This window comes from Rhizobium sp. N731, assembly GCF_001664145.1.
GTDB classification, from domain to species: Bacteria; Pseudomonadota; Alphaproteobacteria; order Rhizobiales; family Rhizobiaceae; genus Rhizobium; species Rhizobium esperanzae.
Genome location: NZ_CP013601.1, coordinates 337,671 through 358,263, shown reverse-complemented (window position 1 = coordinate 358,263; position 20,593 = coordinate 337,671). Strand labels below are relative to the sequence as shown.

The 20,593-nt window shown below is 62.8% G+C and carries 16 protein-coding genes; 12 read left to right on the top strand and 4 right to left on the bottom strand.

All coding sequences use genetic code 11. The features are described from left to right. Window positions 1–13: 13 nt before the first annotated feature. Complete coding sequence (locus AMK02_RS01780; RefSeq protein WP_064800411.1) at window positions 14–919, bottom strand: LysR family transcriptional regulator; 906 nt, start codon at window positions 917–919, stop codon at window positions 14–16. Window positions 920–1,041: 122 nt separating this feature from the next. On the opposite strand from AMK02_RS01780, the gene AMK02_RS01775 reads away from it, so the two are divergent. Next, the gene (locus AMK02_RS01775; RefSeq protein ID WP_064800410.1) at window positions 1,042–1,806 is read left to right on the top strand and encodes an SDR family oxidoreductase; all 765 of its coding nucleotides are present in this window, start codon (window positions 1,042–1,044) and stop codon (window positions 1,804–1,806) included. Window positions 1,807–2,025: 219 nt separating this feature from the next. Beyond that, on the top strand, window positions 2,026–3,234 hold the full coding sequence (gene coaBC, locus AMK02_RS01765; RefSeq protein WP_064800408.1) for a bifunctional phosphopantothenoylcysteine decarboxylase/phosphopantothenate--cysteine ligase CoaBC: 1,209 nt from the start codon (window positions 2,026–2,028) through the stop codon (window positions 3,232–3,234). A gap of 35 nt (window positions 3,235–3,269) precedes the next feature. Here coaBC and AMK02_RS01760 read toward each other — a convergent pair whose 3' ends face one another. Further along, window positions 3,270–4,082: a class II glutamine amidotransferase gene (locus AMK02_RS01760; protein ID WP_064800407.1), complete on the bottom strand. Its 813-nt coding sequence runs from the start codon at window positions 4,080–4,082 to the stop codon at window positions 3,270–3,272. A 505-nt stretch (window positions 4,083–4,587) separates the two neighbouring features. On the opposite strand from AMK02_RS01760, the gene AMK02_RS01755 reads away from it, so the two are divergent. The 7 genes from AMK02_RS01755 (at window position 4,588) to AMK02_RS01725 (ending at window position 15,947) form a co-directional block, all read left to right on the top strand. After that, window positions 4,588–5,265: a FadR/GntR family transcriptional regulator gene (locus AMK02_RS01755; RefSeq protein ID WP_064800406.1), complete on the top strand. Its 678-nt coding sequence runs from the start codon at window positions 4,588–4,590 to the stop codon at window positions 5,263–5,265. After that, complete coding sequence (locus AMK02_RS01750) at window positions 5,262–6,551, top strand: CynX/NimT family MFS transporter (RefSeq protein ID WP_064800405.1); 1,290 nt, start codon at window positions 5,262–5,264, stop codon at window positions 6,549–6,551. The genes AMK02_RS01755 and AMK02_RS01750 overlap by 4 nt, the downstream gene beginning before the upstream one ends. Window positions 6,552–6,638: 87 nt before the next feature. Then, on the top strand, window positions 6,639–8,171 hold the full coding sequence (locus tag AMK02_RS01745; protein WP_064800404.1) for a S10 family peptidase: 1,533 nt from the start codon (window positions 6,639–6,641) through the stop codon (window positions 8,169–8,171). A gap of 10 nt (window positions 8,172–8,181) precedes the next feature. Further along, window positions 8,182–8,583 carry a GFA family protein gene (locus AMK02_RS01740; RefSeq protein ID WP_064800403.1) on the top strand — a complete coding sequence of 134 codons (402 nt, stop codon included), beginning with the start codon at window positions 8,182–8,184 and terminating at the stop codon, window positions 8,581–8,583. Between the two features lie 632 nt (window positions 8,584–9,215). Further along, window positions 9,216–12,788, top strand: a complete 3,573-nt coding sequence (locus AMK02_RS01735; protein WP_064800402.1) for a DUF5801 repeats-in-toxin domain-containing protein — start codon at window positions 9,216–9,218, stop codon at window positions 12,786–12,788. 82 nt (window positions 12,789–12,870) lie between these two features. Then, on the top strand, window positions 12,871–14,616 hold the full coding sequence (locus AMK02_RS01730) for a type I secretion system permease/ATPase (protein WP_064800401.1): 1,746 nt from the start codon (window positions 12,871–12,873) through the stop codon (window positions 14,614–14,616). Then, window positions 14,613–15,947, top strand: a complete 1,335-nt coding sequence (locus AMK02_RS01725) for an HlyD family type I secretion periplasmic adaptor subunit (RefSeq protein ID WP_082929635.1) — start codon at window positions 14,613–14,615, stop codon at window positions 15,945–15,947. Before AMK02_RS01730 ends, AMK02_RS01725 begins: the two co-directional genes overlap by 4 nt. A 12-nt stretch (window positions 15,948–15,959) precedes the next feature. On the opposite strand, the gene AMK02_RS01720 is transcribed toward AMK02_RS01725, so the two are convergent. Continuing rightward, entirely contained in the window at window positions 15,960–17,543 is a 1,584-nt protein-coding gene (locus AMK02_RS01720; protein ID WP_064800400.1) for a peptide chain release factor 3, read from the bottom strand. Window positions 17,544–17,633: 90 nt separating this feature from the next. Here AMK02_RS01720 and dut point away from each other — a divergent pair, with 90 nt between their 5' ends. Both dut and AMK02_RS01710 read left to right on the top strand, forming a co-directional pair. Then, on the top strand, window positions 17,634–18,104 hold the full coding sequence (gene dut, locus AMK02_RS01715) for a dUTP diphosphatase (RefSeq protein WP_064800399.1): 471 nt from the start codon (window positions 17,634–17,636) through the stop codon (window positions 18,102–18,104). A 93-nt stretch (window positions 18,105–18,197) separates the two neighbouring features. Then, window positions 18,198–18,935 carry a hypothetical protein gene (locus AMK02_RS01710; protein ID WP_237358323.1) on the top strand — a complete coding sequence of 246 codons (738 nt, stop codon included), beginning with the start codon at window positions 18,198–18,200 and terminating at the stop codon, window positions 18,933–18,935. 79 nt (window positions 18,936–19,014) lie between these two features. Here the strand turns inward: AMK02_RS01710 and AMK02_RS01705 are convergent, their stop codons facing one another. Continuing rightward, window positions 19,015–19,479, bottom strand: a complete 465-nt coding sequence (locus AMK02_RS01705) for an Lrp/AsnC family transcriptional regulator (protein WP_064800398.1) — start codon at window positions 19,477–19,479, stop codon at window positions 19,015–19,017. A 111-nt stretch (window positions 19,480–19,590) separates the two neighbouring features. Here AMK02_RS01705 and AMK02_RS01700 point away from each other — a divergent pair, with 111 nt between their 5' ends. Beyond that, complete coding sequence (locus tag AMK02_RS01700; RefSeq protein ID WP_064800397.1) at window positions 19,591–20,493, top strand: DMT family transporter; 903 nt, start codon at window positions 19,591–19,593, stop codon at window positions 20,491–20,493. Window positions 20,494–20,593: the final 100 nt, after the last annotated feature.

Here is a 20,593-nt window from a genome sequence, read left to right as displayed (position 1 = left end):
TCGAACTCATGCGTTAACCCGCCGGATCCCAATAGGGCGGGTCCCCGAAGCTCTTCCTCAAGTGATCGGCGATAGCACGTAGCTTGGTCGAGGGATTTCGGCCCTCGGGATGGGCCATATAGATGAATTCGGCCTCCGGCCTGTGACCGACATCGATTTCGGCAAGCCGGCCCTCGCGGATGGCCGGGCCGGCGATGAAGGCCGGCAGCAGGGCGATGCCGAGGCCGGCAATCGCGGCATCGCGCAGCATGTCGCCATTGTTGATGCCGAGCGCCGGTTTGGCGCGGACGACGACCGCTCCCTCCGACGTCTGGAAGCGCCAGTCGGCAACGCCGCGGTTGGTGTAGAAGACGCCGCGATGGCGGTTCAGGTCGGCAAGCGACGATGGCGTTCCCTCGCGGGCGAGATAATCCGGCGAAGCGCAGAGAAGACGGCGGCTGCGGGTGAGCTTCCAGGCGACCAGCCGGCTGTCGGCGATCGGGCCGTTGCGGATGATGGCGTCGTAGCCGTCCGAGGCCGCATCGACGCGGCGGTCATCGATGTCGAGCGTCAACTCGATATCAGGATGATCGGCAAGAAAGGGGTAGAGCGCCGGGCCGAGATGCATGCGGCCGAACGTGACCGGGGCGGCGATGCGGATCGGGCCGGACAGCGTGCCGCGCCGCTCGGCCATATCGGCGGCAGCCTCGTCAATCTCACGCACGATGCGCGCGGCGCGCTGCAGAAATGCAGCTCCGTCCTCCGTCAAGGTGAGCTTGCGTGTCGTTCGGTGCAGCAGTACGCCGCCCAAGGACTTCTCCAATTCCGCCAACCTTTCGCTGACGACGGATTTGGAGAGCCGCAGCCGCCTGGCCGCCTCGCTGACCGAGCCTGCCTCCGCCACGGCGACGAAAGCCGCAATGCCTTCTATTCTGATCATCGTTCGGCATTTCCGAATTCGAGTTCCTTAATTTGGAGACTAATCCGAACGAAAGGAAAGTGCCATCTTCTGATCAATGAAAGGGACGGCAGGGGCCGCCCGCTCAAACAGGAGATGGAACCATGAACCGCTTGAACAACAAGGTCGCAATCGTCACCGGCGCAAGCTCCGGCATCGGCCGCGTCACGGCAAAGCTTTTTGCCGCCGAAGGCGCCAAGGTCATCGTCGGCGCCCGACGTCAAGCCGAACTCGACGCCCTGGTGGCGGAGATTAAGGCCGAGGGCGGCGACGCCGTGGCCGTTGCCGGCGACGTCCGGTCGGAAGAATATCACCAGGCGCTTGTCGCGGCCGCCGTGACCCATTACGGCAAGCTCGACATCGCCTTCAACAATGCCGGCATCATCGGCGAAGCGGGTCCGAGCACCGGTGTCTCCGAAGCGGGATTCAGCGACGCACTGGCCGTCAATCTGACCGCCTCCTTTCTCGCTGCCAAGCACCAGATCGGCGCGATGACCGACAGTGGCGGCGGTTCGGTGATCTTCACCTCGACCTTCGTCGGCTACAGCTTCGCCTTTCCCGGCGTTGCCGCCTATGCCGCCAGCAAATCCGGCCTGATCGGCCTGACGCAGGCGCTGGCCGCCGAGTTCGGACCGCAGGGCGTGCGCGTCAACGCCATCCTGCCGGGCGCCGTCGATACCAATATGTACCGCGATGTGAACGATACGGCGGAGAAACAGGCTGCCATCACCAATATGCACGCGCTGAAACGCGTCGCGACACCTGATGAAATCGCCCGCTCGGTTCTCTACCTCGCCTCCGACGATGCAAGCTTCGTCACCGGCACGGCTTCGCTGGTCGACGGCGGCGTTTCGATCAGCCGCAGTTGAGACGGCGGGGGCTGCCGCCATCCACGGGGGGTTCAGCCAAGGTTGAAAGACTCCTCCCCAACCCCTCCCCCTTGTGGGGACGGGTTGGGGAGGGATCGTTCACCGACGCACCGGTCGCCCGTCTCGAGCAGATCCGATACCTGCCGTCCGCGCGATTGCATGTTCTCCGCCAAAGGCTTAGGGTCGGGGCAGGTCAGAAAAGGCAACGGGTAGAAGGCCATGGCTCTCAGCGGCAAACGCATCCTCCTCATCATCTCGGGCGGCATTGCCGCCTATAAGAGCCTGGATCTGATCCGCCGGCTGCGCGAGCGCGGTGCCAGCGTGCGCCCGGTCATGACCAAGGGTGCGCAGGAATTCGTCACGCCGCTTGCGGTCGGCGCGCTGGCGGCAGACCATGTCTTTGTCGATCTGTTTTCGCGGCAGGACGAACAGGATGTCGGCCATATCAGGCTGGCGCGCGACTGCGATCTTGTGCTGATTGCCCCCGCCAGCGCCGATCTGATGGCGAAGATGGCGAACGGCCTTGCCGATGACCTCGCCTCGACCGTGCTTCTGGCGACGGACAGGCCTGTGCTGGCCGCACCGGCGATGAACCCCAGAATGTGGGCGCATCCGGCAACACGGCGCAATGCGGCGAGGCTCAGGGAAGACGGCGTGCGCTTCGTCGGGCCGATGGCCGGTGAGATGGCGGAAAGCCAGGAGGCGGGGATCGGTCGGATGGCGGAGCCCCTGGATATCGTCGCGGCCGCCGAAACCATGCTCGACGAGGGGGAAAAGCCGCTGAAGGGACGCAAGGCGATCGTCACGTCAGGGCCGACCCATGAGCCGATCGATCCGGTGCGCTACATCGCCAACCGCTCCTCCGGCCGGCAGGGGCACGCGATCGCCGCAGCGCTGGCGAAGCTCGGGGCCGACGTGACGCTCGTCTCCGGGCCGGTGACGATCGCTGATCCGGTTGGCGTCAACGTCATCCACGTCGAGCGGGCCGAGGAAATGCGCGATGCCGTGCTGGCGGCGCTGCCGGCCGATATCGCCGTGATGGTGGCGGCGGTGGCGGACTGGCGGGTGGCCTCGGCCGCCGACCAGAAACTGAAGAAACATCCGGGTGAATCCATTCCGACGCTGGCGCTGACCGAGAACCCCGACATATTGAAGACCCTGGGACATCACACGATGCGGCCGAGGCTGGTGATCGGCTTTGCCGCCGAGACCCAGGACGTGGAAAGCAATGCCAGGGCGAAGCTCGAGCGGAAGGGCGCCGACCTGATCGTCGCCAATGACGTTTCTCCTGCGACCGGCATCATGGGCGGCAGCCGCAACAGCGTCAAACTCATTCGCCACGACGGCGTCGAGCAATGGCCAGACCTGACGAAGGAACAGGTCGCCGAAAGGCTAGCGGCGCTGATCGCCAAACGCTTCCGCGCATAGCCGCCTCGGAAATCGATCCCGTTTTCCGGAAAGGATTATGCCGAGATCGCCAGGCGCTGTGATTTGGCGGCGCTCGGCTTTTCCGGCCGGAATTCCGCGACATCGATACCGTTTTTGCCGACGATGACGGCGCTGCCGTCAGGAATCTCCGCCCAGGCGTCGACATCGTCGTTCAAGGGTTCGGAGACGAGGCAGTAGCCGGCACCGACGGGCGAGGCGTAGAGCGTCGGCGCCTTGCGATCCGTGGCATAGCGGATCGCATAGAGCGACTTGCCGTCGGAGAAGGCGGCGGTGAAGCGCAGCAAGATCGAGCCGATCGTGCTTTCGGCGAGATCTTCGACGAAGCCGACCATATCAGCCATCGCAGCGATCGGCGCCTCGCGCAGGCCGAACTGCAGCGCCAGCAGAAACATCAGCTCGGAATCGGTCGTGCCGCTGCGGGCATTGAACAGCTCGTCGTCAAGCATCGCCTCCATCGGCCGGCGCAAGCGCTCGAAGCCCGATATCTGGCCGTTGTGCATGAACGACCAGATATCGTGGGTGAAGGGATGGCAATTGTCCCGGCGCGTGCCGCCACCGGTGGCGGCACGGACATGGGCGAGGAAGAGGGGCGAGCGGATCTGCCGCGCCAAGCTCTTCAGATTGCAATCCGACCAGGCCGGCAGGATGTCGCGGTAGCGGCCGGGCTCGGGCCGGTCGCCATACCAGGCGATGCCGAAGCCGTCGCCATTGGTCGCGGTCTTGGCGCGGGTGGCGCAATGGGACTGCTCGATCAGCGAATGGGCCGGCGAAGATACCAGTTCCTCGAGGTAGAGAGGGTCTCCGCGATAGGCTGCCCAGCGACACATGGCTCTTTGCTCCGGAACCCGCGGCATCGGCGGGCATGCTCTAAATTGTCGAACGTCACGGCTAATAACAGCTTAACGCGCGACCGATTTGTATACCGATCATGACGGTTTGGTGACCGGGTGGAACTTCAAATTCGGCGAAAGCCTGTGTTCTTTTGTGAACGCGGCTCCGACCCAGAGGGATGCCTCGAGTGCAATTTCTTCTTGCATCCGGCGCGAATCGTCCTACCTTTTCCCTATCGGCAACAGAACGAAAGGAAGGTGATCCAATGTCTAATGAGATTTCGGACCTCGTATCGGGCATGGAAGTGGTGATGAAAGCGAGGCAGCCCTCGCTCTAAGACCCGCCTTCCTGGGCCTGCTTTGACAGTCCAGGCCAGTTCGAGGCCAAACTCATGGAAAGGGTCGCCGAGGCGGCCCTTTTTTATTGCCTGAGTCCCCAAGATTGACAGAAGACGACAATTCTTCTACTCATAAAGTCATCTGATGACTTTATGAGTAGAAGATGCAGGCGCTCAGCAAGACCAATCTCGCCGATGAGGCGATCGAGGCAATTCGCAGCGACATTGTCGGCAAGCGCTGGGCGGTCGGCGACAAGCTGCCGAACGAGGCCTCGCTGTCGGCCATGCTCTCCGTCAGCCGCGGCACGGTGCGCGAGGCGGTGCGGGTGCTTGTCTCCCAGGGTTATCTTGAAACCCGGCAGGGGTCGGGCACCTATGTGCGTTCGACCAGCGACGCCGGCCGGCCGCTGACCATGGCGCGGCGCGCGAGCCTGCGCGATCAGTTCGAAGCGCGCTTAGCACTCGATGTCGAAGCGGCACGACTGACGGCGATGCGCAAGACGGCGGAGACGATTGCCGAGCTGCGCCGGCTGCTGAACGAACGCGGCAGTTACGCCGGCGGCGATGAAGCCGCCTTCATCGAACGGGACCTCGCCTTCCACAAGGCGGTCATCGCTGCTTCCGGCAATCGGGCGATGATCGAAATCTACGCTTTCTTTTCGGCCTCGATCGCCGACACCATTGCGGCGACGCTCGGCAGGGATATTCCCGAACCCGACATGCAGGCGCATGTCGATATCGTCGATGCGATCGACACCGGCGATCCCGACCAGGCGGATGCCGCGGTGCGCCGCTTCATGGCGCCCGTTCTTGCGGCACTCGACCGGATGATCCTGTCATGAATACACCTTCCAACGCTGCCGCCATCACGCTTGATGTGGCCGACGAATTGCTGATCGATGCCGAGGCCGGCAGCCTTCCCGCCCAGCAGGCAACGCCGGTGCGGAATGGTGCGGCCAGTTTGCTGCTCGGCGCGAGCCTGGTGCTGATCGCTTTCAACCTGCGCCCGGTCTTTTCGAGCGCCTCGGCGCTCCTGCCGGAGATCCGCTCCGAACTCGGGCTGAGCGCGCTCGGCGCCAGCCTGCTGACGACGCTTCCGGTCGTCTGCCTCGGCGTCTTCTCGCCGCTTGCGCCGCGTCTTTCCCAACGCATCGGAACCGAACGCACACTGCTCGGCGTTCTCCTGCTGCTTGCGCTCGGCACAGCCTTGCGCGGGCTTTCCTCCGTGCCGCTGCTCTTTATCGGCACGGCCCTTGCCGGTGCCTGCATCGCCGTCGGCAACGTGCTGCTGCCGGGACTGGTGAAGCGGGACTTCCCCACGCGCGCCGCGCTGATGACCGGCTTTTATACGATGGCGCTCTGCGCAGGCGCTGCCGGCGCGGCGGGGCTGACGCTGCCGATCGAACATGCGCTCGGCGGCTCTCTCGGCGGCGCGCTCGCCGCCTGGGCGCTGCCGGCGCTCGCCGTCGGCCTGATCTGGCTGCCGCAGGTCCTTCGCAGCGGCGCCGGAGCAAGGCGAAACGGCTTTCGCGTCGACGGACTCTGGCGGGACCGGCTGGCCTGGCAGGTTACGTTGTTCATGGGCCTGCAATCGGCGCTTGCCTACTGCGTCTTCGGCTGGCTCGTTCCGATCCTGCGCGAACGCGGGCTCGACGGCGTCACGGCCGGGGCGATCGTATCGCTCTCGGTGATGGTGCAGGCGGCCTCCTGCCTCGTCGTGCCGCATATCGCCGTGCGCGGCCGGGATCAGCGATTGATCAATGCCGGCCTCTGCGGCGTCGCCGTCATGGCTCTGCTTGGACTGCTCTTTGCGCCGCTTTCGAGCGTCTGGCTATGGGCGGTGCTGCAAGGCATCGGCCAGGGCGGACTGATCGCGGCCGCCATGACGACGATCGTGCTGCGCTCGCGCGATCCCGATGTTGCCGCCCATCTCTCCGGCATGGCGCAATGCGTCGGCTATCTGCTCGCCGCAATCGGCCCGCTGATCGTCGGCCTCATCCGCGGCTGGACCGGAAGCTTTTCCTGGTGTGCGGTTCTCTTCATCGCGCTCGGGCTCGGGGCCGCGATCAACGGCTGGAGGGCCGGCCGGGCGCTGGAGGTGAATGTGCATGCGGTCGAGAAAGTCTAGGCTCACCGGCCCATCACCATCTCTTGATGCCGGTCGCCAGGCGCGGATGCTACGCTATCTCAGCCTGCATCCGCCGGAGGACAAGTCGTGCGCATACGAACCCTGTTTCTGCTCACCGCGTTGATGGCATCGCTGGGGCCTGCCTTTTCCCCGGCGCAGGAACGCGGCGGGCGCCAGGCAAATGTCGAGCGCAGTGCGCGCGACGGCGTGCTGAAGCTGCTGCCGGCCGACTCCGTCACGGAGCACGAGCTGACGGTCGACGGCCGGAAGATCGCCTATACCGCGACCGCCGGTACTCTTGATCTCTTCGGCCAGGACGGAGCGCAGACCGGCGCGATCTTCTACACCGCCTATGTCGCCAAGGGTGGCGGGCCGGATCGGCCGCTGACCTTTGTCTTCAACGGCGGGCCGGGCGCCGCCTCCGCCTTTCTGCATCTCGGGCTGGTTGGGCCCAAAGTGCTCGATTTCGGGCCGCAGGCACGCGACGGCGCCCATGCGAAACTCGTCGATAACGAGCATAGCTGGCTCGACTTTACCGATCTCGTGCTGATCGATCCGATCGGCACCGGCTGGAGCCGGACGGCGAAGGCCGACGACGCCTCCAACTATTACAATGTCAACTCGGATGCCCAGAGCATCGCTAAGGCGATCGCGCTCTATGTCGCGCATAACAACCGTTCCAACTCGCCGAAATATCTGCTCGGCGAAAGCTATGGCGGTTTCCGCGCCGCCAAAGTCGCTTCCACCCTGCAGGAAAGCCAAGGCATTGTCGTCGCCGGCGCCGTGATGCTCTCGCCGCTGCTCGAAGGGCAGCTGATGTTCGATGCCGACCAGTTCGCGCTCGGCGCGGCGCTCGAGCTGCCGTCGCTGGCTGCGGCCGAGCTCGACCGGCAAAATGGCTTTACCGAGGAGAAGCAGAGGCAAGCGGAGCGTTTCGCGCTCGGCGATTATTTGACGACGCTGGCCGGCCCGCCGCCGACGGGCGCCGATGCTGCAGCCTTCTATGGCAGGATCGCCGGGCTAACCGGCATCCCGCAGGATATCATCGCCCGCAACCGCGGTTTCCCAGGCAATTCCTTCGTCAAGCACTCGAACGGCGGCAGCGGCGAGCTGATGAGCCCCTACGACGCGTCCTTTGCAGCGCCCGACCCCTATCCGGAGTCGGATTACGACCGCGGCGACGACGCCATCCTCGACGGCTTCGCCCGCGCCTATGGCGGCGCCTTTGCCGACTATGCCCGCAACGAGCTCGGCTTCAAAACCGAAATGACCTATTCGCTGCTCGACAGCGATATCAGCCGGCGCTGGGAATGGGGCGGCGGCCGCGGCGGCGGATCACGCTTCCAGGCGAGCGCGACCGACGACATCAGGCAGCTGCTCGCCTCGAACACGGCCTTCCATCTGCTGATCGCGCATGGCTACAGCGATCTGGTGACGCCTTACAGCGTCAGCCGCTATGTGGTCGACCACCTGCCGCCGTCGCTCGCCGATGGCCGCGTTGGGCTGAAGCTCTATCATGGCGGCCATATGTTCTACACGCAAGCCGATCAACGGGCCGCCTTCACGGCGGATGCCAAGGCCTTCTATGCCGCACGCCCGGCCGCACAACCGGCGGATTGAGGAGTTGCCGATGCATATAACGGGAGGATGTCATTGTGGGGCGATCCGCTATCAGGCGGAAATCGATCCGGAGCGGGTCACGATCTGCCACTGCACCGATTGCCAGCGATTGACGGGCTCGGCCTACCGCGTCACCGCGCCGGCGCAACCGCAAAACTTCACGCTTATTTTGGGCGAACCGCACAGCTATGCGAAGCATGGCGACAGCGGCGCCCTCAGCCGGCAATTCTTCTGTCCGAATTGCGGATCACCGCTCTATCGCACGGATGGCGAAGGCGGTGCGATCGGCATTCGTGTCGGCGGCATCGACCAGCGGCGGGACCTGACGCCAAAAAAACAGATATGGTGCCGGTCGGCCTTGTCCTGGTCGGAAAATATCGAGCCACTGCCGCGGTTCGACGGCGAAGACTGAGAGACCTTGCACGCCCCATCTGAAAAGACGTGTCGCGCTGCAATCAGGAGTGCCATTTCCGACCCGCGTCCATGACACCCGCGTATACTCTCGCGGCGCCGCTTAGTGTTCTCTTGTCGCATCCAGACGCAGCGCCGGATGTCCGACCGTTCGCCGGGCCGCAGGTCTCCGGTGGGACTTGCGCGATATGCAAGGCGATGTATTCGTTGACGAATAACAGAACAATTGGTCGCGATATCTAATATAGATATGCCTTAGCTCGAATTGGCTAAGTGAAGTTTCGCCCAACTTGCAGTATACATCTAAATGGAGGGGAATTCTCGTGCCGCGTTTGATGGAAGCTTTTAGCCATAAATGCTGTATATGCGAGTTCACAAGCTTTGTCTTGCATTTATGAGAATGTAAACTTATGCGTGTCTTTATGGCGAGCCTCCATGTATAGGCTTTGGTCTTAATCCAACACCGGACTTCAGTCTTAATACCCTCCAACTGGGAAGGACCGGCGCTCTCCATCAGCGAGACAATCGCGATCGATGGGGAGCGGCAAGTCCGATACGCAAGGGGGTAGACCCACCGGGTGCATTCCGCGTCCGGGGCATGGCTCCCTGCGACTTAACGGAGGGAGAATCTCCATGGCACTCGACATCACAACCCAGGACCTCGTTATCGACGAGACCGGCGGCTTGCAGGACAACGATATCAATCCGTCCACTTCACCACACGACGTCAACACCACGCTGCAATATATGTTAAGCCGCGATGGCGCGGGTGGGCTATCCTCACCCGAAGTCGCCTACCAGTCCAATTTCGTCGTGGCCTCAGCCAGTGCAGGGGAAATCATCACGACGGTGATTCTCACGCAAAGCGCCTCCGGCACCCCGTTTTCCACCACGGTCGGCGTTAACAGCAACATCCGCACCGTCGATGGCAATTATGTCTGGCTGTTCCAGGACCCGACGCATGCAAACGTCGTGATCGGCGTTATCGGCACCTCTAACCCGCTCACCGCACCCGCCGCGACCGGGCCTCTTGCCTTTTCACTGGGGCTGGTCGGCACGAGCACCACTAATGCCGACCTCTATACCGTCCAATACGTGCCACTGTTCCATCCCAATGCGACCAACCCCGACGACCGCATCGATCTGACCAATAAGGTATTTGCGTCGGTCACCGGGACCACCGACATCAGCTTTACCGGCGACAATGCCCATTCCGGCAGCAATCAATTCAACCTGCTCAGCTCGCCCGATGACGCTTCCAAACAGTTGCTGGTGACGGGGCTCGTAAGATCGAGCCAGCTCGACCCCAACAGCGCGCTCGTCAACAGCGAGTGCAACGTGAGTGAGCAGGGTTTTGGTGTCGATAACCAGAGCATTAACCCGGATACCGATGGACAGAATCAACCTTTAGGACGTGAAGTGCTGCAAGTCGATTTTGTGACAGGCGGCACGCCTAGCGCCGGTGATGGCGCGGACATCGCGTATGGCAGCCACCTCGACAATATCCTGCATGCTGGCTTCATCATCAACCAGATCACCCCGTCTACTCCGACTGAACGGGTGGACATCAAGATCAGCGCTTTTGACGTTCAGGGAAACGAGCAGGGTTCAAACTTTTTTGACGGCAGTCCGACCAATCCCGTGGACATCACCAGCCTCACATTGACGGGTGCGTCAGCCTTGGCCACCATCACCGCTGATGGCACCTACGCCACAGCAAGTGGCAACGTCACCGTAACCGGGCTCAGCGGGACCGGAAATGTCGTGACCATCACCGGGCTCGACAACATCACCACCGTCGATTTCACCACAAGCAGCCAGATGGATCGGCTGCATGTGGAGGCGATCGATGCGACCGAAGGGCTCGACATCACCGAGATCCATTACGCGCAGCAGACAACCAACGCCTCCAATAAAGAAGTCGGATCCTTCATCAACTTCGATGATGACGGGCCGGCGATCACGGCAGTCGGCACTGCACCGCAAGTGATAGTCGACGAGAGCGACCTGGCGACCAATGCGACCGGTAACTTCGCGACCGCCTTCACCCCAACCCCCGGCGCTGACGGCGCCACCATCGCCTATGCGCTCGGCATCAACGCGCTCAACAATGTCAGCGGTCTGACCGACACGGCAACCGGGCAATCCGTGCTGCTCTTCAAGGAAGGCACCAGCGTCGTCGGCCGCGCCGGAGCCGGTGGTCCGATTGTCTTCACCGTCAGCGTCGATGCTAACGGCGTGGTCACCCTCGACCAGCAAAGGGCAATCGTCCATGCCAACACCAGCAATCCGGACGACAGCCGAACCTTGGCAGCCGCCGACCTTGTCACCCTGACCGCAACCATCACCGATCGTGACGGCGATCCCGCCTCGGCTATCCGCAATATCGGCCAGAACCTCAACTTCGAAGATGACGGACCGACGATCACGGCAGCCGGCACTGCACCGCAGGTCACAGTCGACGAGACCGACCTGGTGGCCAATGCGACCGGCAACTTCGTAACCGCCTTCACCCCGACCCCTGGCGCTGACGGCGCCACCGTCACCTATGCGCTCGGCATCAACGCGCTCAACAATGTCAGCGGCCTTACTGACACCGAAACCGGCGCGTCCGTGCTTCTCTTCAAGGAGGGCAACAATGTGGTCGGGCGCGCCGGAGCCGGCGGGCCTGTTGTCTTCACCGTCAGCGTCAGCGCCGGCGTCGTCACCCTCGACCAGGCACGAGCGATCGTCCATGCCAATACCGGCAATCCGGACGACAGCCGAACCTTGGCAGCCGCCGATCTTGTGACCCTGACCGCAACCATTACGGACGGTGACGGCGATACCGCCTCGGCTATCCGCAATATCGGCCAGAACCTTAACTTCGAGGATGACGGGCCGACGATCACCAAGCCGTTCGACGGCGACCCCGTTGCCGCAGGTACCCAGCACGAAACGCTCGCCAACGCGCTCAATGCCCAGGCCGGCGGCGACTTCGGCTACAATATCGGCGCAGATATTCACCCTGTGACCTATTATACGGGCGGTGGTTCCGACTTCGTCGACCAGGATGGTGGGACGACCGGCGTCCAGGCCGCGCTGACCGGCACGATTACCGGCGGCGGCGGCGGCAATCTCCTCAGCTCGAGTGTGACGCTGGCGTCGGAGAGCCTCACCTCGGCGACGTTCAACTTCACCTTCACCTACGACAAGGATCCGGCAACCGGTGACCAGATCGGCACGGCAGGCGGCACCATCGTCTTCGACAAGGTTGCCGACTCCTATACCATCAACCTGACCGACCCGCTCGAAGGCTTCAGCTTCGACGTGCTCCATACCAGCGAGCTCCTGTCCAAGAATCCGACGAGCAACACCGGCCATCCGCAGATCGTGTTGGAACAGTTGCAGAAGGATGATTCGACTACGCCTGCCAATGAAGGCTTCTACGTCCAGTTCACCGGCAACCTAATCAACAAAGGCAACCCGTTCGGCCTGACAACCGATGGCGAGGGCAAGTCCACTGACACCACCTTCACCCCCGGCGCTCATGAGATGGTGAGCAACGAGAATGAGACCTGGGTCTCTGCAACACGGAGCACCAACGGCGTTGCCGGCGACACGATCCAGAAGGACGAACTGCTCACCTTGCGGTTCTTCAACACCGATGTCACCATCACTACCGAAGAAACCAACCCGACGGCGACCGCCGGCGCAATGGCCATCAAGTTCGACGGCATCGGCGCCAGCGAAGACTTGATGCTGATCCTCGACCTGACCGACCAGAACGGCAACGAGATCACGCGGGCCATGTATGTGTCGAACGGCGACATCTACAAGATGGGCCAGGTTCCGGCTCCCTACAGCAGCGAGTTCACGCTCGACAACAATGACGGCCTCGTGATCGTCGAGCAGAACGACTACAACGCGGCCGGCGAGAACTACGTGCTGCAGGGTGTGCAGATCATGCAGTCGAGTAATGGGATCAGCGGCCCCACCTCGGCGATCGACCTCAACAGGACGACCGGCGCCGGTGGCGGCAGCAATGCGACCACCAGCCTGGTGAACTTCGATCCAACCGACAACGACGTGCTGAAAATCACCGACATCGGCTTCACCTCGACCGTCACGCAGACGCCGGATGCCAACCTCGACTTCGCCTTCCAGGTAGTGGACGCGGACGGGGACCAGACGGCGATGCAGCATATCCTCGTCGACGTCACCTGACATTTGACCAGCGGGGGCAGCGAAAGCTGCCCCCGTACCGCCTTCGCATGACGTGTCATCTCGAGTACCAGAGATAAAAAAGATGAAAACCAAACAGCCGCCCCCGGCGCTTCAGGTGGTGATGAAAGAAGCCAGACGGGCCATTCGGCCGCTTATCTGGTTCAGCGGCGGCATCAACGTGCTGACGCTGACCGGGGCGCTTTACATGCTGCAGGTCTACCACCGCGTCTTGTCCAGCCACAGTCTCGAGACCTTGGCGATGTTGTCGCTAATGGCGGCGGCCGCACTCGCGGCAATGGCGGGGCTGGAGGTGGTGCGCGGGCGCCTTCTGGCAACTGTTGGATCGTGGATGAACGCGCGGCTGGCGCCCGTTCTGCTGACGGCATCGGTGGAATATGCCGCCGCAAAACCCGGCCAGGCCAACGCCCGCCCACTGCGCGACCTCGACCAGGTCCGGAATTTCTTCACCAGCCCGAGCATCTTCCCGATTCTCGATGCGCCTTGGGCGCCGCTGTTTTTCGCCGCCATCTTCTTCATGCATCCCTGGCTGGGCTGGCTGGCGCTGTCGGGCGGCGCGGTGCTGTTTGCGCTGGCCTTGCTCAACGAATGGCTGACACGCAAGCCGTTGGCCGAGGCGACGAGCGCACAGTCGCGGGCCTACACCCAGGCCGAGGCGGCGATCCGCAACGCCGAGGTCGTCCAGGCGATGGGCATGCTGAAGCCGCTGCTGGAAGGCTGGAAGGTGCAGCAGGACGAGGCAAACAGGGGCCAGGTCACTGCCGCCAACCGCGGCGGCATCATCTCGGCCATTGCCCGCTGTCACCGGCAGGCTCTGCAAATGGGCATATTAGGCCTCGGGGCCTATCTCGTTCTGCGCAACGAGGCTTCCGGGGGGATTATGGTCTCCGCCTCCATCCTGATGGGGCGCGCACTATCGCCGGTCGAGCAGGCGATCGGCACGTGGAAGGCGACGGTCGGAGCGCGCGCCGCCTACCGGCGCCTCACCGCCGTCGCCGGAGAGCACCCCGAGGCCACGCCGGTTCCGGCAATGCCGCGGCCGACAGGCCGGTTCGAAGCAGACAATATCGTGCTTGCCCGACAGGGCGGCGAACATATTCTGAAAGGGATCAACTTCCGTCTCGAGCCAGGTGAATCCATGGCTTTGATCGGCCAAAGCGGGGCCGGCAAGACGAGCCTGGCACGCATCCTGGCCGGCGCCTGGCGCCCTTCCGGCGGGCGGGCTTTGCTCGATGGCATGGATGTCGCCCAATGGGCGGCGGAGGACCGCGGTCATCATGTCGGCTACCTTCCGCAGGACATCGAGCTTTTCGCAGGCAACGTCTGCGAAAATATCTGCCGCTTCGCCACGGTCAGTCCCGTGGTCTTCGACAAGGCGGTCAAGGCAGCGCAGCTGGCAGGCGTCCACGAACTGATCAAAGGGCTGCCGAAGGGTTACTTGACCGAGATCGGTGAATCCGGCGCGGTGCTGTCGGGCGGACAGCGCCAGCGCATCGGCCTGGCACGGGCGCTCTACGGCGATCCGGCGCTCATCATCCTGGACGAGCCCAATTCGAATCTCGACCGGGAGGGCGAGGAGGCCTTGATCGCGGCGCTCGGCACGGTCAAGGCGGCGGGCACGACCGTCATCCTCATCGCGCACCGACCGAACATCATGGAAACCGTCGACAAGATCCTGGTTCTCAACCGAGGCCAGCAGGACCTGTTCGGTCCGCGCGACCATGTCTTCAATGAACTCGCCGCACGTGTCCGCAAGGTCGCCCAGATGCCGACGATCGTGGCGAAGCAGCAAGGACCGAAACAGCCATGACGGATATGAAGGTCGTCCCGTTACCGGTTTCGCCGCCCGCTGCGCCAATCCCCCTGCGTCTCACAGGCGTAACGGTCACGGGCTTCGCGATCATATTCCTGTTCTTCGGCATGGCCGGAGGCTGGGCGACACTTGCGCCGCTGGACAGCGCCGCAGTGGCGCCGGGTGTCATCAAAGTGGTCGGCGACCGCAAGCTTATCCAGCACCTGGAGGGCGGCATCATCGCCGATCTGAACGCCGCCGATGGCGATATTGTCAAGGCGGGCAAGGTGCTCATCCAGCTCGACAGCACGCAGGCGAGGTCGAAGCTCGATCTGGTCCAGAACCGGATCGCAACGCGCGAGGCGCTGGCCGCGCGGCTGCGCGCCGAGCGCGACGACAAGGCCGAGATCGAATTCGATCCAGCCTTGCTGGCAAACCCCACAACGTCGGCTAAGGACGCGGTGGCCGCTCAGCGCGATGTCTTTGCGGCGAAGCACCACAATCTGCAGGACGAGCGGGAAATTCTCAGCCAGCGCCGGCACCAGACCCAGGAAGAGATCACGGGACTGGAGGAGCTGATCGTTACCGAGGACAAGCAGATCGAGGTCTTCGAGGGTGAAACCAAGGATCTTGAAAGCCTGCTCAAGCGTGGCCTGGTCACCCGCGAGCGCGGCCTGCTGCTCACCCGGCAACAGCGGGAGGTCGAGGGCGATCGCGCGACCAATGTCGCGGCCATTGCCCGCGCCAAGAGCGCCATGGCCGAGATCGACATGCAGATCCTCAATCTCAGCACGTTGCGGCTGAACGAAGCGGTCGAAGAGCTGAGCAAGGTCGAGGCGGAACTGGTCGATCTCAGGCAGGAGGAGCGGTCCGCCAAGGACGTGCTTGCCCGCACCGATGTCGTCGCACCCGTTGACGGCATTGTCATGGACCTGAAGGTCCACACAACAGGCGGCGTCGTCAAGCCCGGCGAGACCCTGATGACGGTCGTGCCGCTCGGACAGCAGCTCGTGGTCGAGGCCATGGTCCGGCCGGAGGATGTCGAGACGATCGCGCCCGGGCAGCGCGCACGCGTCAGCTTCCCGGCCTTTGCCCGCTACAACCTGCCGCCGCTCGAGGGCGTCATCGGGATCGTCTCGGCCGACAGGATGTTAGAAGAACGCAGCGGGGCACCCTATTTCGCCGCAACCGTGCTGATCGACAAGAGCGAACTTACCAAGCTGGAGGGCCGCAAGCTCATGCCCGGCATGTCGAGCGAGGCGATGATCCGGACGGGCGCCCGCACCGTGCTGTCCTATCTGGCCGAGCCGATCACCCAGAACCTCCGCCGCGCAATGCGGGAAAAATAGCCGCGAGCTAGATCACGCCGCCTTGGCGGCGTGATATTCCTTGATGGCGACCATCTTGATTGCCGGGTAACGCTCGGCCTCGTAACGCAGCGAGAATGCGTCCTGGGCGAGGAAGACGGGATCGCCGTCGAGATCGCGGGCGATATCGCCGCGTTTGACCGTGAGGAATTTTTCGAGATCGGCCGGCTGATCGGCCGAAATCCAGCGGCACACGGAGAAACGCGACATTTCGAAGGAGACCGGCAGGCCGTATTCGGCCATCAGCCGTTCCTTCAGGACGTCGAGCTGCAGGGCGCCGACGACGCCGACGATCGCCGGTGAACCGTCTTCCGGCGAAAACAGCTGCACGACGCCTTCCTCGGCCATCTGCTGCAGGGCTTCCTTGAGCTTCTTCGCCTTCATCGCGTCTTCCAGGCGAACGCGGCGCAAGATCTCAGGCGAGAAGTTCGGCACGCCCTGGAAGACCAGCGATTCACCTTCGGTCAGCGTATCGCCGATGCGCAGCGTCCCGTGATTGGGAATGCCGACGACGTCGCCGGCATAGGCGGTGTCGGCGAGCTGGCGCTGCGAGGCGAAGAAGAATTGCGGCGCCGTCAGGCCGAGCTGCTTGCCGGTGCGGGCGAGCCGCGCCTTCATGCCGCGTTCGAGCTTGCCGGAGCAGATGCGGGCAAAGGCGATACGGTCGCGGTGGTTGGGATCCATGTTGGCCTGGATCTTGAAGACGAAGGCCGTCATCTTGTCGTCGGTCGCATGCACCGTCCTGGTATCGGCGACCTGGTCGCGCGGCGGCGGGGCGAATTCGCCGAGCGCGTTGATGAGGTCGCGAACGCCGAAATTGCGCAGCGCCGAGCCGAAAAAGACCGGCGTCATATGGCCTTCGAGAAAGGAGTCGCGGTCGAAGGGGCGGCAGGCCTCGATGGCGAGCTCCGTCTCGTCGATGAAGGCCTGGCGTTCGTTTTCCGGCAGCCGGCCGGCAACGGCTTGCGGGCCATTGACCGGCGTCGTTTCGACTTCGGTATCGGAACCGCGGGCGGTGCTTTTGGCCAGATGATAGGAGCCGCAGAAGGTCTTCGAGCGGCCAATCGGCCAGGTGATCGGCGCCGTATCCAGCGCCAGCTTCTCTTCCACCTCGTCGAGGATCTCGAAGGGATCGCGGCTTTCGCGGTCCATCTTGTTGATGAAGGTGATGATCGGGATATCGCGCATGCGGCAGACTTCGAAGAGCTTCAGCGTGCGCGGCTCGATGCCCTTGGCGGCGTCGATGACCATGACGGCGGCGTCGACGGCGGTCAGCGTGCGATAGGTGTCGTCGGCAAAATCCTCGTGGCCGGGCGTATCGAGAATGTTGAAGACATTGTCGTTATATTCGAAGGTCATCACCGAGGTGACGACGGAGATGCCGCGCTCGCGCTCGATCTTCATCCAGTCGGAGCGCGTCTGCATGCGGTCCTTCTTCGCCTTGACTTCCCCGGCCAGCTGAATGGCGCCGCCGAACAGCAGCAGCTTTTCGGTGAGCGTCGTCTTGCCCGCGTCCGGGTGGGCGATAATAGCGAATGTGCGGCGGCGGGAGACCGCCTCGGCGAGACTTTCGGCCATACTATGAATCCTGTGGAATTGCCGCGTATCTAGCGATTAAAGCCCGGCATTGCAATTGACCTCGGCGCTGCGGGCGCAAAGTAATGGGCCATGACCATTCATCACGACACGCGCCCGACGCTGAACCTCATCCGCCTGGCCAATGGCGAAGGCATCGACCTGCCCGCCTATGAAAGCAACGGGGCGGCCGGCATGGACCTGCGGGCCGCCGTCGACGGCGATGCGCCGCTGACGCTTCTGCCCGGCAAGCGGGCGCTGGTGCCGACCGGCTTCATCTTCGAAATCCCCGAGGGTTTCGAAGGCCAGGTGCGGCCGCGCTCCGGCCTCGCCTTCAAGCACGGCATCACCTGCCTCAACTCACCCGGCACCGTCGACAGCGACTATCGCGGTGAAGTGAAGGTGCTGCTCGCCAATCTCGGCGAAGAGGCCTTTGTCATCGAGCGCGGCATGCGCATCGCCCAGATGGTGATCGCGCCGGTCACTCAGGCACGGGTGGCCGAGATTACAGCGGCAAGCGAAACCGCGCGTGGCGCCGGCGGCTTCGGCTCCACCGGCGTGTGATGACGGCTAGAACAGTGAAGCAACCGAACCATTGATGAGCAGCGTTTGTGGGGGGCGCTTATGCTATTCAAGAGGGCGCCATGGGGCGTGGTTATGGGTCTAGCGGCAGCGCTGATTGCGGCGCCGGCGCTTGCGATCGATTCAACAAAGCTCCAGTCGATTCGCTCATCTTTATCTGCGGAACAGATCGTCGCATTTGCCATGGCGAAATCGACGGTGCCGATTCTCGACATCGACAAAACCATCGAGATGAACATCGTTCTCAATGCGAAAGGCATGGAGAGAAGCGATATTCAAGCTTTGCAGATCGAGTTTTTGCGCGCGTTTTCTGCGGTCATGGCGTATGCGGACATTCGTATCAATTTTAACGCCAGCCAATCGATAGATTATTCAGTCGGAACGCCATATGCCCCTTTCGACGATCAGAACCGACCTTCAAATACCCAAACTGTCGATGTATTTGTTGATCGTGATGCGCTCAAGCTCGCAAAATTGGGCCAAATAGCAGTTCATGATGTAGATACGCTTCGAAGCAAGCCGGACACGTTGGAATGCTATCACGAACGTCGAAAAGGATTTCCGGCTATCAACGTCGTCGTCGACCGTGATATCAATCCAGTAGGCTGCCTTTACGCAGTGATAAGGCAATCGGTCGGACTTAGAGATTTTTTTGGCGGTGCTGCCGCGACTTTCACTCCGGGCAGGATTCCCGGCTTCCGGGTCAACGCTGAAATGGCGGCGGCATATGCCATTCATGAGTGCCGATTTCTCATCGATAAAAAAGATCAGTTTGAAAAATGCCTGAGAGAGGCTCTTGATGCCGACAAGTAAGGATCGCATCAAGCAACTCCTCCACATATTCAAGCTCGGGATCGTCACCGATCGCGATTTTTGAGCTTCCCGGCTGACCTTACCCTTTGCGCGAAAGCGGCGGCAGGCGGCGCTTGACGGGCGAGGCTTTGATCATCGCGGTGTTGGTCTCCGCGCGTTCGGCAACCCTGTCCAGGAGACCGTCAAGTTCCGCCATCGAGCGGATGACGAGGCGGGCGATGAAGCAATCCTCGCCGGTCACCTTGTCGCATTCGACGATTTCGGGAATTTCCTGAATGAGGCGCTCGACGACATGCAACTGCCCCGGCAGCGGACGCACGCGGACGATCGCCTGCAGGGGATAGCCGACGGCGGCAGGATCGAGATCGATGGTGAAGGCCTTGATGACGCCGCGCTCCTCCAGCCGGCGCAGACGCTCGGCAGCGCTCGGCGAGGAAAGCCCCACCTGCTGCGCCAGCTCCTTCAGCGAGATGCGGGCATTGCCGGCCAGCGCTTCGAGAATGGCCTGATCGATTTCGTCGAGCGGCGGGACGTCGTTAGGCATTAGCGTGATTTCCCCTATTATTATTAGGCCACAGCAGCGAAGTTCGTTTTTATCTTTATATAATTTTACCCATCACCGCAATATTATCACCTCAGCAAAACGGAGGCGATCATGAGCGGCGACATCAAAAGAGGCACGGCGGAAATGACGGCAGCGATGCTGATCTCGGGGACGATCGGCTGGTTCGTCGTCATGTCGGGCCAGCCGGTCAGCGGCGTGGTTTTCTGGCGCTGCCTGTTCGGCGCGCTCACCCTGCTTGTCATCTGCGGCGCTCTCGGGCTGCTGCGGCCAGGCATCCTCACGCTGCGCACCTTCGCCATCGCCGTGCTCGGCGGCATCGCCATCGTCATCAACTGGCTGCTGCTGTTTGCCTCCTATTCGCATGCGACGATCTCGATCGCCACCACCGTCTACAACACCCAGCCGTTCATGCTCCTGGTGCTCGGCGCGCTGTTTCTCGGCGAAAAGATCACCGCCGCCAAGCTGTTCTGGCTGACGCTCGCTTTTGCCGGCATGATAGCGATCGTCCAGGCAAAACCGGGCGGAAGCGGCGATACGTTCGAGAGCTACGGCCTCGGCATCCTGATGGCGCTGGGCGCGGCTTTCTTCTACGCGCTGGCAGCGCTTGCCGCGAAGTGGCTGAAGGGCACGCCGCCGCATCTGATCGCGCTGATCCAGGTCGCAACCGGCATGCTGATGCTGGCGCCGATGACGGATTTTTCGCAGTCCCCTCAGGATGCCGAAAGCTGGGCAATCCTCGTTTCCATCGGCGTCGTTCATACCGGACTGATGTATGTGCTGCTCTACGGCGCCATCCAGCGACTACCGACCCATCTGACCGGGGCCTTGTCCTTCCTCTATCCGATCGCCGCGATCCTCGTCGACCGGCTGGCCTTCGGCCACGCGCTGCAGCCGATGCAGATCGCGGGCGCCGCCATCATTCTCTTGGCTGCAGCCGGCATGAACCTCGGCTGGACGCCGCGCTGGCTGCGGCCGCGGGCACTTCAATGCTGACGACAGCGGGCAGGCACAAGGCCGGCAGGCATTTCTTCTGGTGATGGACCCATCAACGCCGGCGGATTGATTGGTACGGCTTGGCGGATATAAAACAGCT